The organism is Affinirhizobium straminoryzae (genome assembly GCF_007004135.1).
Taxonomy (GTDB): Bacteria; Pseudomonadota; Alphaproteobacteria; order Rhizobiales; family Rhizobiaceae; genus Neorhizobium; species Neorhizobium straminoryzae.
On sequence record NZ_VJMG01000003.1, the window covers coordinates 1 to 13,691 of the forward strand.

Here is a 13,691-nt window from a genome sequence, read left to right on the forward strand (position 1 = left end):
CCGCGCTTGGAGGTGACGAGCGAATGCAACTCGTCACCTCCAAGCGCGGTCATCTGCTGTCGCTGGGGCTTGCGCGGCTGCGGAAACACGCGCCGGGCCTGCGCACCATCGGCCTGTCGGCGACCGTCTCCGATCCCCTGGACCTGCAGCGCTGGCTGGTGCCGCAGGGCGAGAAGCCGGCCCCGCCGGCCGGTCTCGTGCATGTCACCGGCGGTGCTGCGCCCGATATTTCGATCATGACGAGCGGGGAGCGCATTCCCTGGTCAGGCCATGTGGCGACCTATGCCATTCCCTCGGTCTACGAGGAGATCCGCAAGCACAGGACGACGCTGATCTTCGTCAACACGCGCTTCCAGGCCGAGCTTCTGTTTCAGGAACTCTGGACGATCAACGAGGACAGCCTGCCGATTGCGCTGCATCACGGCTCGCTCGATGTCAGCCAGCGCCGCAAGGTGGAGGCGGCCATGAGCGCCAACCGGCTGCGTGCCGTCGTTGCCACCTCGACACTCGACATGGGACTGGACTGGGGCGATGTGGATCTCGTCGTGCATGTCGGGGCGCCGAAGGGCGCCTCGCGTCTTGCCCAGCGCATTGGCCGGTCCAACCACCGCATGGACGAGCCGTCGAAGGCCATTCTGGTGCCCGCCAACCGTTTCGAGGTGATGGAATGCCAGGCGGCGCTTGATGCCAACTATCTCGGCGCCCAGGACACGCCGCCGGTCGGTGAGGGCGCGCTCGATGTGCTGGCCCAGCATGTGCTCGGCATGGCCTGCGCCGAGCCCTTCGACGCACTGTCCCTCTATGAGGAGGTGACGAGCGCTTCGCCCTATGCCGGGATCAGCTGGGAGATGTTCGAGCGCATCGTCGATTTCGTCGCGACCGGCGGCTATGCGCTGCGCACCTATGAGCGCTATGCCAAGATTCGCCGGACGAAAGAGGGGCGCTGGCGGGTCTCCAATCCGCAGATCGCCCAGCAATATCGCATGAACCTCGGCACCATTGTCGAGGATACGGAACTCAACGTCAGGCTGGTGAAGCGCAACCAGTTGGGGTCGCTCGGGCGTGGCGGCCTGTCGCTCGGCAAGGTCGAGGAATATTTCCTCGAACAGCTGGTGCAGGGCGATACCTTCCTGTTTTCCGGCAAGGTCTTGCGTTTCGAGGGCATCCGGGAAAACGAATGCCTCGTCACCAATGCCTTTTCGATGGATCCGAAGATCCCGGCCTATGCCGGCGGCAAGTTTCCGCTTTCCACCTATCTCGCCGATCAGGTGCGCGCCATGCTGGCCGATACCTCCCGCTGGTCCGTCCTGCCCGAGCAGGTGCGGGAATGGCTGGCGATCCAGAAGCAGAAGTCGATGCTGCCGAAGCGTGACGAACTGCTGATCGAGACCTTTCCGCGCGGCAACCGCTTCTTCCTCGTCGCCTATTGTTTCGAGGGACGGCTGGCGCACCAGACGCTCGGCATGCTGCTGACCCGGCGGCTGGAACGGGCCGGCGCCCGGCCGCTCGGTTTCGTGGCCAATGACTATGCGCTGGCGATCTGGTCGCTGAACGACATGGGCGACATGATCGTCCGCGGGCAGCTTTCGCTTTCCGAGCTGTTCGACGAGGACATGCTGGGCGACGATCTCGAAGCCTGGCTTGCCGAATCCTATATGCTGAAGCGCTCGTTCCGCTATTGCGCGGTGATTTCCGGCCTGATCGAGCGTCGCCATCCGGGCAAGGAAAAAACCGGCCGGCAGGTGACCGTCTCAACCGACCTGATCTATGACGTGCTGCGCAGCCATGAACCGGATCACATCCTGCTCGAGGCAACGCGTCGCGATGCGGCATCGGGACTTTTGGACATCGGCCGGCTTGGCGCTATGCTGGCGCGAATCAAGGGGCATGTGATTCATCGCGGGCTGGACAGGGTCTCGCCGCTCGCCGTACCCGTCATGCTGGAGATCGGCCGCGAGCCGGTGGCGGGCGAGGGGCAGGATCTGGTGCTGGAGGAGGCTGCGGACGAGCTGATTGCTGAGGCGATGGGGTAACCAAGGTCTGGCTTCGATCGACGCGTCCGCCTCATCTGCCTGCCGGCACCTTCTCCCCCGTCGGGACGAAGGGGATATGCGTCAGCGTTGGCGGGGTGAGGGGCGATGAGAGTGGGTCAGGCAAGCGTTGAAACCGGTTTTCCAGAACCGACAAACGAGAACAAGCGCCCGCATGAGACTGCGATCGGCAAGATGTAAACGACGATGATGAACCACAGACTGGCGCTCTCCGCCGCAGACATCCAGCCCCCGGTTTCCGGCGCCGAGATCCGTGTGAACGGCGTTGCGGCCCTCTGCGATCCGCTGGGCGCGCTCTATCTGCCGGCGGAGGAATGTCTGGTCGTCTCGGATCTGCATCTGGAAAAGGGCGCCGCCTTCGCACGGCGCGGCATGATGCTGCCGCCCTATGATACTCTTGCGACGCTCAATCTTCTGTCGGCGGTGATTGCCCGCTACGACCCGAAGACCGTCATCTCGCTCGGTGACAATTTTCACGACCGGCGCGGCTCGCAGCTGATGCCGGAGGAATTCCGCGCGATGATCCGCGCGCTCGCTTCCGGCCGCGACTTCATCTGGGTCAACGGCAATCACGATCCGGATGGCGTGTTCGATCTGCCCGGCCGCTCGGCGGATGAGCTTGCGCTTTCCGGCCTCGTCTTTCGCCATGAGCCCAGCCTGATTTCCGGCCGAGGCGAGGTGGCGGGACATCTGCACCCTTCCGCCACCGTCAGCCGGCGCGGCCGCTATGTGCGGCGTGCCTGCTTTGCAACCGATGGAAAGCGGCTGGTGATGCCGGCCTTTGGCGTTCTGACCGGCGGGCTCGATCTCAAGCACAAGGCCATGCACGGCCTGTTCGACCGCAACGACCTGATTGCCCATCTTCTTGGGCGCGACCGGATCTATTCCGTGCGCTTCGGCAGCCTGATCGGTTGACGCGGCGCCGGCAAAGGTGCCCGAATGGTTGCCGCATTGTGGGACAGGACGCCTCGACCGGCCCTATCTGATGGGAGGGCGGTAGTCCTGGTCAATGACGGCGTCCATGTCGAGCGTGGCGCGGGCGATCTGCAGGAAGCGGTCCAGCGGGCAGGCGCCGTTGATGCTCTCGCTTTCGCAGCCCGGCACCGCGATATCCGCCTGAACTGGCGGCGATGCGGCATTGAGATGCGAGGCGCTGCGGATCTGGTCCAGTGTCGGCGCGGTAAAGCCCAGCCGGACATAGGCTCTGCCCTTGTCGTCATGCAGCCGCTCGAAGGTCAGGGCGCCGTTCGGCGGCGTTTCGTCATCGAGATAGGGCGGAATATGCCAGTGAATGCCGAGCATGGCCGCCACCTCCGCCTGCTGCGTGTCGCTGGCCATGAACAGAACGAAGCGGGCATTCGGTGGTCCCGGCTGGTCGTCGGACCTTTTGCCGGGCTCCTGCGCCAGTGACAGCAGGACCTGATTGAAGAAGCTGGAGGCGTCGCGCGCGGCAAGATACGGAACGCGATTGCCGATGTCGTACTTCATCTGGCGTAGCGCCGAGAGGCGAATGATGTCGTCTGCCCCCTTCAGCTTGCCGAAAGCGACCTGCCGCATGGGGAAGCCATTGGCATATTCCAGCATGAACAGCTCGACCAGCGTTCCCGCATCGGCGATCGGTCCTTTCACCGAGACGATGGCGGGAATGGCGCCCTTTGCCGGCGCGACGTCGATCGTCCAGGGGCGGTTGACCATCGAGCAGGGATTGCTTTTTCCCTCGCACTCGGTGATGGCATCCAGTTCCTTCATCAGCGGTTCGGCCTTGGCCTTCAGCGCATTCAGATCGCCACCGGCAGCTTCAAGAATGGCCTTGCTGGCCTTTTCCGGATCAACAGCACCGTAGGGCGTGCTGGCGGTGTCGTAGAGTGGATCGATGTATTTCGTCTCGTTGTGGCCGACCGTCAGGCCGCAGCCGGGAAACATGTTCTCCAGCAGCACGTTTCCGGTATCAAGTGTACGCTGGACCGCGCCATTGCCCCAGGCGAACACGTTGCCCGCTGTCGGGCAGCCTTCGGTGGGGACAAGTCCCTTCTGCCGCAGCATCGCCACCTGCCAGGTCGCCAGACGCTGGGTCACGGCGGCGCCATGTGTCGTCAGCATGCCGTCCGCGACATCCCAGAACGGCCAGTCGTTGCGCTGGTAGATCGCAAGCTTGCGGCTGTTCGTCGGCGGGCGAACGCCGTGGCGCATGATCGAGACATGCTTGTCGACGGTAAAGTTTGCGGCGCTGGCGACGCCCCCGTCGAAAAGGGCAAGACAGGCGGCCAGAAGAAGGGTTGCGCGTGACATCGGGGCTCCGCGGGTGGTGACGGTGGCGAACAGGCGAGGTGCGAACGGCAGACCGGTCGCTCGCGCCTGTCCGGATCAGGACTGTAGGAAGACGATATTATGCCGGTGCGACAGTGTGCTGAAGAGGGGCTTTCTTACTCCCTGCGAAACAGCACGCTCGCACCCCAGCCGGTCACGAGGGCGATCAGAACCGAGACCAGACCATACAGCAGCGGCTGCTGGTGCGCGGCATCCGTGATCGTCTGCTCAAGACCCGTCTTGACCACGCGCAACGGCAGGTCGCGCTGCAGGATCAGTTCGCCGCTCTTGAACAGATAGGCGTGCACCACATGCACCCCGTCGGGCACATTGGCGGGCAGGCGCAGCGTGGCGCGAAACAGGCTCGGGCTGACAAAGCGCACCCCGGCCGTATCGCGCTGGTAGAGCCCGCCCGACAGCTTCAGGCGTCGATAGGCCTCGCGGAATTCGGCGACCGAGAGGGCATTGCCGACATAGCCGATCGGCGAGAGTGCCAGATGCTCGATGCCGACGGCCATGCGCGGTGCCGAGGGGGATCGGGGAATATCCTCCAGCGGTCGCGTACTGGCCATGGAATAGGATTCCGGCACCTGCTCGAAGGTCACCGACTGGGTGTTCATCCAGATGCCGAAGACGCGTTCCTTGCGTCGCACGGTCGCCGCATCGCGCGGCCCCTCCAGCGTGACCACCACGTCATACTGGCCAATGGCGAGAAAAAGCTCGTCCGCATTGGTCAGCGCGCCGAACACGGTAAGGTCCGCACCGCGGAATTCCGAGGTGATGGCGATCTCGCTGGTGGAGGTGCCGATCTCCAGTCCTTCCCGTATGGAGGACGGCCCTGTGCCGAGCGGCACCTGGGCGGCGGCAGGCAGGGCGCCGCAGAAACCGGTCAACAGGAGCGCGAAAAGGCAGGGGACAACAGGCATCCTCATCGGCTGGCAAAGCCTCCGATGGAGAGCGAATAGAGATCGGCAGGCGTCACGACGAGGTCCACCGCCAGACGCAGGCCGACCGCCAGCACCAGCAGGCCGAGAAGCGCGCGCAACTGCTCGCCACGCAGCTTCTGCCCCACCCGCACCCCGTATTGCGCACCGATGACGCCGGCGATCATCAGGATGCTGGCGAGCACGATATCGACCGAATAGTTGGTGGCCGCCTGTACGATGGTCGTGTAGGCGGTGACGAAGATGATCTGGAACAGCGAGGTGCCGACCACGACGCTGGTCGGGATGCGCAGGAGATAGATCATCGCCGGCACCATGATGAAGCCGCCGCCGACCCCCATGACAGATGTGAGGATGCCGATGCCGAAGCCGAGCGCCACCACCGGAATGGCCGACAGATAGAGTTTCGATTTCTTGAAGCGCATCTTGAGCGGCAGGCGGTGCACCCAGTTGTGCTGGCCTGGACGCCGCAGCGGCATGGGTTCGTTGCGGGCCGCACGGCGCATGGCGCGCAGGCTTTCGGCCAGCATCAGGCTTCCGATCGTACCGAGGAAGGCCACGTAGAGCAGGGAGATGATCAGATCCAGCTGGCCGACCTTTCGCAGCCAGGAGAAGATCCATACACCCGCGGAAGCCCCGGCCAGACCGCCGACCAGCAGCACCGAGCCGAGCTTCATGTCCAGCGTGCCGCGCCGGAAATGGCTGATGGCACCGGAAACGGAGGAAGCCACCACCTGGTTTGCCCCGGTGGCGACGGCCACGACGGGGGGGATGTTGTAGAAGATCAGAAGCGGCGTGATCAGGAAACCGCCGCCGACACCGAACATGCCAGACAGGAAGCCGACGGCCGCGCCCATGCCGAGAATGATGAAGATGTTCACCGACAGCTCTGCAATGGGCAGATAGACAGTCACGGGCGCCTCTCGAACAGAAACAGCAACGCCCTCGCGGGCGGCATCGCGGTGAGGGTCCGCCCGTTGCGGCGTTTACGTCGGTCTTGCCCGTGCCAGTCGCTTTGCCGCACGAACACAGGCTATCGTCATGCGACGGGCAGGCATGGGAGTCAATTGACAAGCCCTTCAGGCGCCAGCTTTTTCGGTGCCTGTGGTGAAAAGGTTCATGCGCCGCGCGCCTCGTTCTGCGCCAGGAGCTTGCGCACCAGCGCCTCGCTGATGTTTCCGTCATCCGGCAGCCCGTTCTGACGCTGGAAGGCCTTGATGGCGGCCAGCGTCTTGCGGCCCATCAGCCCATCCGGCTGGCCGGCATCATAGCCGCTGCGGTTCAGGATGGCCTGGATGTTGCGGATCGCCTTGTCCATGTCGATCGAGGCGGAGCCATTGCCCTTTTCCACCCAGTCCTGCGGCATGTTGGTGCCATTGGCGCGGGCATCCAGCGGCTGCGGCTGCCAACTGGTCGCCTTCTGGCGGGCGGCGTCCAGCTCGGCCGGCTTCAGGGCGCGCGCCACGTCGTCACGTTTGGCGGCGGCATCGCTGTCACCGCCGGCGGCGGCGATGGAGAACCACATGTAGGAGTCGGCAAGATTCTGCGCGGTACCGTTGCCGCGGGCATAGAGGATGGCGAGGTTGAACTGGCTGTCCGCCACGCCGTGCTCGGCCGCTTCTGCAAACCAGCGCACGGCGGTGGTGTAATCCACGCTGCCGGTCGCACCCGAGGCATAGAGAACGGCGAGATTGTGCATGGCGCCGGCATGGCCGGCCTTTGCGGCCGCCTCATACAGCAGTCGCGCCTGGCCCAGATCGCGCACGACCCCGTTGCCCTTTTCGTAAAGGCTGCCCAGACGATACTGCGCCGGCGGATAGCCGCGATCGGCGGCCATCCGATACCAGCGGGCAGCCTCCTGCGCATCGGCAGCCACGCCATGGCCTTCGGAAAAGCGCGTGGCAACCTCGAACAGCGCCTGCGGATTGCCGGCTGCGGCGGCGTCGGCAAGCGGCTGCGGGCGGATGCCAGGCGGAACGGCAATGCCGTCGCCGGCCGCCGGTGCAGCAGCGAGGGATGCCTGCGGTGCAGGGGGGGCATTGGCCTGTGTCGCGGCAGGCGCGGCCGTTGATGCTGCCGCTTCTGTCGGGGAAGGCATTGCGGGGGCAGTCTGGGCCGTGGTCTCGGGCGTCGTTTCGGCTGGTTTCACCAGAGCAGCGACCGGCTTTGCTGCGGCGGGAGCCGTCGTCGGTGCGGTCGTTGCCGGGATCGGGCGTTGAACCTTCTCGCCGCGTGTCAGCGTGCCGGCCAGCGGCACGGCCATCAGGGCGAGCAGCACCGCACCGATCGCCATCAGGATCGGCCGGCGATGCCGGGCAAGTGCTGCCTTCAGGCCACGTTGCGTCGAGCTAGCCTGCTTGCGCCCGGCGCGCGCGGACAGATCGGCCGCGGCTGGGTTCACTTCCTGCACGGCGGCACGGGCGGCGCGGCGGGCGGCGGCAATGTAATCGATCCGTTCGCCATCCTCGCCGACCTCGGATGGTCCGGTAGAAGCAGATGCGGCCTGGGCTGCGCGCACGCGCTCCAGGATCTTGCGGACATCCGGCACGCCTGAGCCCGGCTCCAGCAGTTCGGTTTCCTCGGTGTCGGCAGCGATCGCCTCGACCGGGTCAAGGGTGGGGGCGGGGTCCACCAGGGTGCGCTCAGGCGGCCGGACGGCCTCCTGGTCGCGCGCGCGCGCCGGGGGGCGCAGCCGATCGGACAGCTTTGCGAGGAGACCCTTGCGCGGAGGCTCGTCGTTGCGCTCCGGATCATGGCCGGCGTCCGGCGTCAGAAGATCGGTGCCGGCGGCGGTTTCTGCATTGAGCTGTTCGGCGACGCGCGCCAGCAGCCCGCGCGGTGCCTCGTCGGCCTCCACCGGGTCACGTACGGCCATCGGCGGGCGATGGGCGGTGGCATCCTGCCGCTCGCGCGGGAGAGAGCCCGCGCCGAACAGCGGGCGCTCAGACAGCCGGTCCTCCATCTTGTCCAGACGTTCGGCAATCTGAACCAGTGTCCGGTGAAGCCCGCTGAAGGTTTCCTGCGCACGCTCTTCGGAGCCGCGGGCCAGTTCCTCCAGTTGCCTGAGGTCGCCGGCAAGCGCCAGAAGCGTTGCCTGCTCGCCGGAGGGCTCCCTGTTGCTGGCCGGCTGGCCGCTGCGGGCATAGGCCTCCGCCACGGATTCGGCCGCCTGACGTGCCGCTTCCAGCACATATTCGTCGCTGGTCGCCATGTAGTTTTCGATCGCGGCCATGCGCTGGTCAAGTTCCGGGGACAGGCCGGCATCCGGGCGCTGTCCATTCAGAAGACCGGACAGATGCGTGATCTGCGCTTCGAGATTGCGCAGCGCCTGCTGGTCGTCGCGAGGCGCGCGCGATGCTTCATCGAGACGGGTGGCAATCGCATCGAGGCGGCTTTCCAGCCGCTCCAGACCCGGCTCCGTTGCGGCGGGCGCGAAGCCATCGAATTCGTCCAGACGGCGTGTCAGCCGGTCAAGCCGTTCGGCCAGCGTGTCTGCGTTGCGCGTCTCGGAAAGCGCATCGATCTTGCGGGCGAGGTCTGAGAGCGTGCCGGTCAGTTCCTGTTGCGGCTGGCGGGCAAAGACCTCCGCCAGTTCCTCCAGCCGCTCCTCCAGCCGGAAGGCGTCCTGCATGCGCGACAGGCCGTCGATCTTGTCATTGAGATCGACCAGCCTTTCTTCGAGGATCCGCAGCGCCTGATGTTCGGCCGCTTCGTTGCGGGACCGGTTGTTGTTGATCGCCACGGCGCGAGTGATCTCGTCGAGCCGCATGTCGATATGCGACAGATGACCGGCCACCTGCTCGCTGTCCTGCGGCCGCGCCGACAGGTCCTCGACCGCAGCGGCCAGCATCATCATCTTGTCTTCCAGCGCACGGATGGCGGGGCTGTCGGCCATCACGCCAAGCTCCGCCTTCACGCCATCGATGCGGTAGGCGAGTGCGATGAGTTCCTTGCGAATGCCGGCAGCGTCCAGTTCATCCAGCCGCGCCTCCAGCAGCGTCCAGCGGCGTTCGGCCGGTTCGGCGTCGGTGCGGCTTGCCATGTCATCGATCAGGCCGCGCAAGGCGTCCAGATCGGCGCGCAGATTCTCGGCAGCCTCCGGCATGCGCCGGCTCACGGCATCGACGCTGTCTGCCAGTCGCGCCAGTTCGTCGCGCAGGTCGTCATCCAGTCGCTTGCCGTTCGCCAACCCCTGCATGGACTGCACGTCGGCACGCAGCACCTGCATCTCGCGGGCAATGTTTTCGCTGATGTCATGGCGCAGTTCGCGCCGCAATTCGTTGAGAGCCTCCGCGACGCTGCCGATGCCGGCATCGGCTGCGGGATGTGTCCTCGCGGCGTGCCTTGCCGGCGCATCGGCATAGGGCGGGCGGGCGTCGGTTGCACGGCCTCTTTCGGCAAACATTTGCGGTTCGGCCAGCATGTCGCTGCGCAGCGGGCGCTCGGCCATGTCCGTGCGGCGTTCGCGGGCGGCTTCCAGCATGCGCTGACGCTGGCGGATTTCCTGCAGCGTATCCTGTTCCACCGCACGGCGGCGCTCGGGCAACCGCCGTTCGGACATCGGTGCCTCGACCCGCTGGCGCAGTTCGGCAGCCCTCGGATCACGCGAAGCCGAGGTTTTCAGCAGGTCTTCGATGCGCGCCTCAAGCCCTTCGATGGTGCGGTTCAGCGCATCGAGCGAGGAGCGTTCGCCGCGGAGATTCGGGTTGAGGCGTGATCCGTTCATGTTCTACTCGTTTCGACTGCGCGCGTCCGGCTCGTGTTGCGGCGTGGCCACCGGTTCGGCTGTCGGAATGGTCAGGAGCCCGCGGTGTCTTGCGCCTGCCGTGCAGGGCACATTCCCATGAGCCATGGCCCGGCAATCCCTCTGCCCAGTGGCCGAAGCACGAACGCAACGGCGTGGCCCATCATTTCGCCTGACGTAGTTAATACCGTCTTAATGGTGGACGAAGTTTTAACCATGGCGTCTGCTTTCCGGGTCTGGCGGTGCCGGTATGCTGCTTCTTCGGGCACCCGTCCTTCCGGTACCGCCGGTGTGGCCCTGCCGCATCCGGGATCCGCGCCGAGGCTGACGAGAATGTGCGATTTCTTCAATTGACGTTTACGCGCACGTCAATATTTTGTAGGACTATGGATGCCGGTCCATCCGGCCGCTGATTTGGAGGAGTTCGCGAATGCCTGTCTACAAGGCCCCCGTTGCCGATACGCTGTTTGTCCTCAAGGATGTGCTCGGCATCGAGCGCTACAACAACCTTCCCGGCTTTTCCGATGCGACCCCCGAAATGATCGAGGCGATCGCCACCGAGGCTGCCCGCCTCTCGGAAGAGGTGCTCTTCCCCGTCAACCATTCCGGCGATCAGGAGGGGTGCACGCGCGCGGAGGATGGTACGGTGAAGACCCCGAAGGGCTTCAAACAGGCCTATGACGCCTATCGCGAGGGCGGCTGGATCGGGCTTGCCGTGCCGGAAGAGTTCGGCGGCCAGGGCCTGCCCTACACGCTGCACGCCGCCGTCGGCGAATATACCTCCGCCGCCAACATGGCGCTGATGATGTATCCGGGCCTTACACAGGGCGCGATCGCCGCGATCCTCGTTCATGGCAGCGACGAACAGAAGCAGACCTATCTGCCGAAGATGGTCGAAGGCATCTGGTCCGGCACCATGAACCTGACGGAACCCCATTGCGGCACCGATCTCGGCCTGTTGCGCACCAAGGCGGTGCCGAACGGTGATGGCAGCTACAAGATTTCCGGCCAGAAGATCTTCATCTCGGCTGGCGAGCACGACATGACGGACAATATCGTCCATCTGGTGCTGGCCCGCATCGAAGGCGCACCGGCGGGCACAAAGGGCATCTCGCTGTTCATCGTGCCGAAATTCCTGGTCAACGAGGATGGCTCTGTCGGCGCGCGCAATTCCGTCGTCTGCGGCGCCATCGAGCACAAGATGGGCATTCACGGCAATGCCACCTGCGTGATGAATTATGACGAGGCGACCGGTTACCTGATCGGCGCCGAAAACAAGGGCCTGAACGCCATGTTCGTCATGATGAACGAGGCGCGGCTTGGCGTCGGCCTGCAGGGCCTGGCGATTGCCGAGATCGCCTACCAGAATGCGGTTGCCTATGCGAAGGATCGTCTGCAGGGCCGCGCGCTCTCCGGCCCCAAGGCACCGGACAAAGCGGCCGATCCGATCATCGTCCACCCCGACATCCGCCGCACGCTGATGACGATCAAGGCCTTCAACGAGGCCGGCCGCGCCTTCATGCTGTGGACGGCGCTGAAATCCGACATCGCCCACCGCTCCTCCGATGAGAAGGAACGGCAGGCGGCGGACGATCTGCTCGGTCTCGCCACCCCGATCCTGAAGGGCGTCATGACCGACAAGGGCTTCGACCATGCGGTGATGGCGCAGCAGGTCTATGGCGGGCACGGCTATATCGAGGAATGGGGCATGAGCCAGTATGTGCGCGACGCCCGCATCGCCATGATCTACGAGGGCGCGAACGGCATCCAGGCGCTCGACCTCGTCGGCCGCAAGCTGGCGCTGAACGGCGGCCGCGCCGTGATGGCGGCCTTCAAGGAAATCGGCGATTTCTGCGAGGAAAACCGTGCGAACGAACAGATGGCCCCCTTCACCAAGGCCCTGAAGAAAGGCTTGAACGACCTGCAGGCCTCGACCATGTGGTTCATGCAGAATGCCATGGCAAAGCCCGACAATGCCGGGGCCGGCTCCACCGATTACATGCATCTCTTCGGTCTGGTCATGCTTGGCTACATGTGGGCGAAGATGGCGAAATCGGCACAGGATCTGCTGGCCGCCGGCGACGAGCGCACCGATTTCCTCAACACCAAGCTTGCCACGGCCCGCTTCTACATGGACAAGATCATGCCGGAAACGGCGCTGCGCAAGACCCGGATCGAAGCCGGCAGCGACACGCTGATGGAACTGGCGGCTGAGGCATTCTGACCTTTCCTTCTCCCCTCGGGGAGAAGGCGGCCCGAAGGGTTGGATAAGGGGGCAAGCAACGATGAGGCCCCTTCGGCCCTGCATGCGCACGACACGTCTCCCCATCGGGGAGACGGGAAAACAGGCGGCGCTGTCCGCTAACTGATGGAAAGCGCGCGGCAACGTCAGCGCGCCCAAGGGAGAGAGACAATGACCGAAGTCTATATCTACGACCATGTGCGCACGCCGCGCGGCCGTGGCAAGAAGGATGGTTCCCTGCACGAGGTTCCCTCCGTTCGTCTCGCCGCAAAAACGCTGGAAGCGATCCGCGACCGCAACGGGCTCGACACATCCACCGTCGATGACATCATCATGGGCTGCGTCGATCCGGTGATGGATGCGGGCGCCGTGATCCCCAAGGCCGCCGCCTTCGAGGCCGGCTATTCCACCAAGGCGCCGGGCATGCAGATTTCCCGCTTCTGCGCCTCCGGTCTCGATGCCGTCAACTTCGCGGCCGGCAAGATTGCCGCCGGCTCGGACGAGATCGTCATTGCTGGCGGCGTCGAAAGCATGTCGCGCGTCGGCATGGGCATGTCGGGTGGCGCCTGGTACATGGACCCCTCCGTCAACTTCCCAGGCTATTTCATGCCGCAGGGCGTGTCTGCAGATCTGATCGCCACAAAATATGGTTTTTCACGCGATGACGTTGATGCCTATGCGGTGGAAAGCCAGAAACGTGCGGCGAACGCCTGGGACAAGGGCTACTTCAGCAAGTCCGTCTTTCCGGTGAAGGATCAGAACGGTCTCGTCATTCTCGACCGTGACGAACACATGCGGCCGGGCACCGACATGCAGGCGCTGGCAGCGCTCAACCCGTCCTTCCAGATGCCGGGCGAAATGGGCGGTTTCGAAGCCGTCGGCATTCAGGCGCACCCGGAGGTGGAGCGCATCACCTACGTGCACCACGCCGGCAATTCGTCGGGCATCGTCGATGGTGCGGCAGCCGTGCTTGTCGGCTCGAAGGCGGGCGGCGAGAGCATGGGTCTCAAGCCCCGTGCGCGGATCAAGGCCTTCGCCAATATCGGCTCCGATCCGGCCCTCATGCTGACCGGCCCGGTCGACGTGACGGAAAAGCTTCTGAAGAAGACCGGCATGTCGATCTCCGATATCGATCTTTTCGAGCTGAACGAGGCGTTTGCCGCCGTCGTGCTGCGCTATTGCCAGGCTTTCGACATTTCGCACGACATCATGAACGTCAATGGTGGCGCGATCGCCATGGGCCATCCGCTGGGAGCTACCGGCGCAATGATCCTCGGCACGGTATTGGACGAGCTGGAGCGGCGCGATTTGAACACCGCGCTGGTCACGCTCTGCATCGGCGCCGGCATGGGCACGGCAACGGTGATCGAGAGGGTTTGATGGGGTTCCAACCCTCCCCCTTG

8 protein-coding genes are annotated in these 13,691 nt (G+C 64.8%); 4 read left to right on the plus strand and 4 right to left on the minus strand.

Features of this window, described 5'->3' with window-relative positions; translation table 11 throughout:
* Positions 1–2,033: ligase-associated DNA damage response DEXH box helicase (locus FNA46_RS00540; RefSeq protein WP_142880388.1), on the plus strand; the 2,033-nt coding region annotated here is incomplete at its 5' end.
* A 204-nt stretch (positions 2,034–2,237) separates the two neighbouring features.
* Positions 2,238–2,966 (plus strand): ligase-associated DNA damage response endonuclease PdeM, encoded by a 729-nt coding sequence (pdeM, locus tag FNA46_RS00545; protein ID WP_142880389.1) that lies wholly within the window; start codon positions 2,238–2,240, stop codon positions 2,964–2,966.
* 63 nt (positions 2,967–3,029) lie between these two features.
* Here pdeM and FNA46_RS00550 read toward each other — a convergent pair whose 3' ends face one another.
* The 4 genes from FNA46_RS00550 to FNA46_RS00565 all read right to left on the minus strand — a co-directional run bounded on the left by FNA46_RS00550 (position 3,030) and on the right by FNA46_RS00565 (position 10,028).
* Positions 3,030–4,340, minus strand: coding sequence for a histidine-type phosphatase (locus FNA46_RS00550; RefSeq protein ID WP_142880390.1), 1,311 nt, complete (start codon positions 4,338–4,340; stop codon positions 3,030–3,032).
* Positions 4,341–4,474: 134 nt separating this feature from the next.
* The gene (locus tag FNA46_RS00555; protein ID WP_142880391.1) at positions 4,475–5,290 is read right to left on the minus strand and encodes a TIGR02186 family protein; all 816 of its coding nucleotides are present in this window, start codon (positions 5,288–5,290) and stop codon (positions 4,475–4,477) included.
* Positions 5,287–6,216, minus strand: a complete 930-nt coding sequence (locus tag FNA46_RS00560) for a sulfite exporter TauE/SafE family protein (RefSeq protein WP_142880392.1) — start codon at positions 6,214–6,216, stop codon at positions 5,287–5,289. Before FNA46_RS00560 ends, FNA46_RS00555 begins: the two co-directional genes overlap by 4 nt.
* A gap of 203 nt (positions 6,217–6,419) precedes the next feature.
* On the minus strand, positions 6,420–10,028 hold the full coding sequence (locus FNA46_RS00565) for a peptidoglycan-binding protein (RefSeq protein WP_142880393.1): 3,609 nt from the start codon (positions 10,026–10,028) through the stop codon (positions 6,420–6,422).
* A 448-nt stretch (positions 10,029–10,476) separates the two neighbouring features.
* Between FNA46_RS00565 and FNA46_RS00570 the strand changes: the two genes are divergently transcribed.
* Together FNA46_RS00570 and FNA46_RS00575 are read left to right on the plus strand one after the other, a co-directional pair.
* Positions 10,477–12,270, plus strand: coding sequence for an acyl-CoA dehydrogenase C-terminal domain-containing protein (locus FNA46_RS00570; RefSeq protein WP_142880394.1), 1,794 nt, complete (start codon positions 10,477–10,479; stop codon positions 12,268–12,270).
* A gap of 189 nt (positions 12,271–12,459) precedes the next feature.
* A complete protein-coding gene (locus FNA46_RS00575) occupies positions 12,460–13,668 on the plus strand; it encodes an acetyl-CoA C-acetyltransferase (RefSeq protein ID WP_142880395.1) in 1,209 nt (402 codons plus the stop codon).
* The last annotated feature ends 23 nt before the right edge of the window (positions 13,669–13,691 follow it).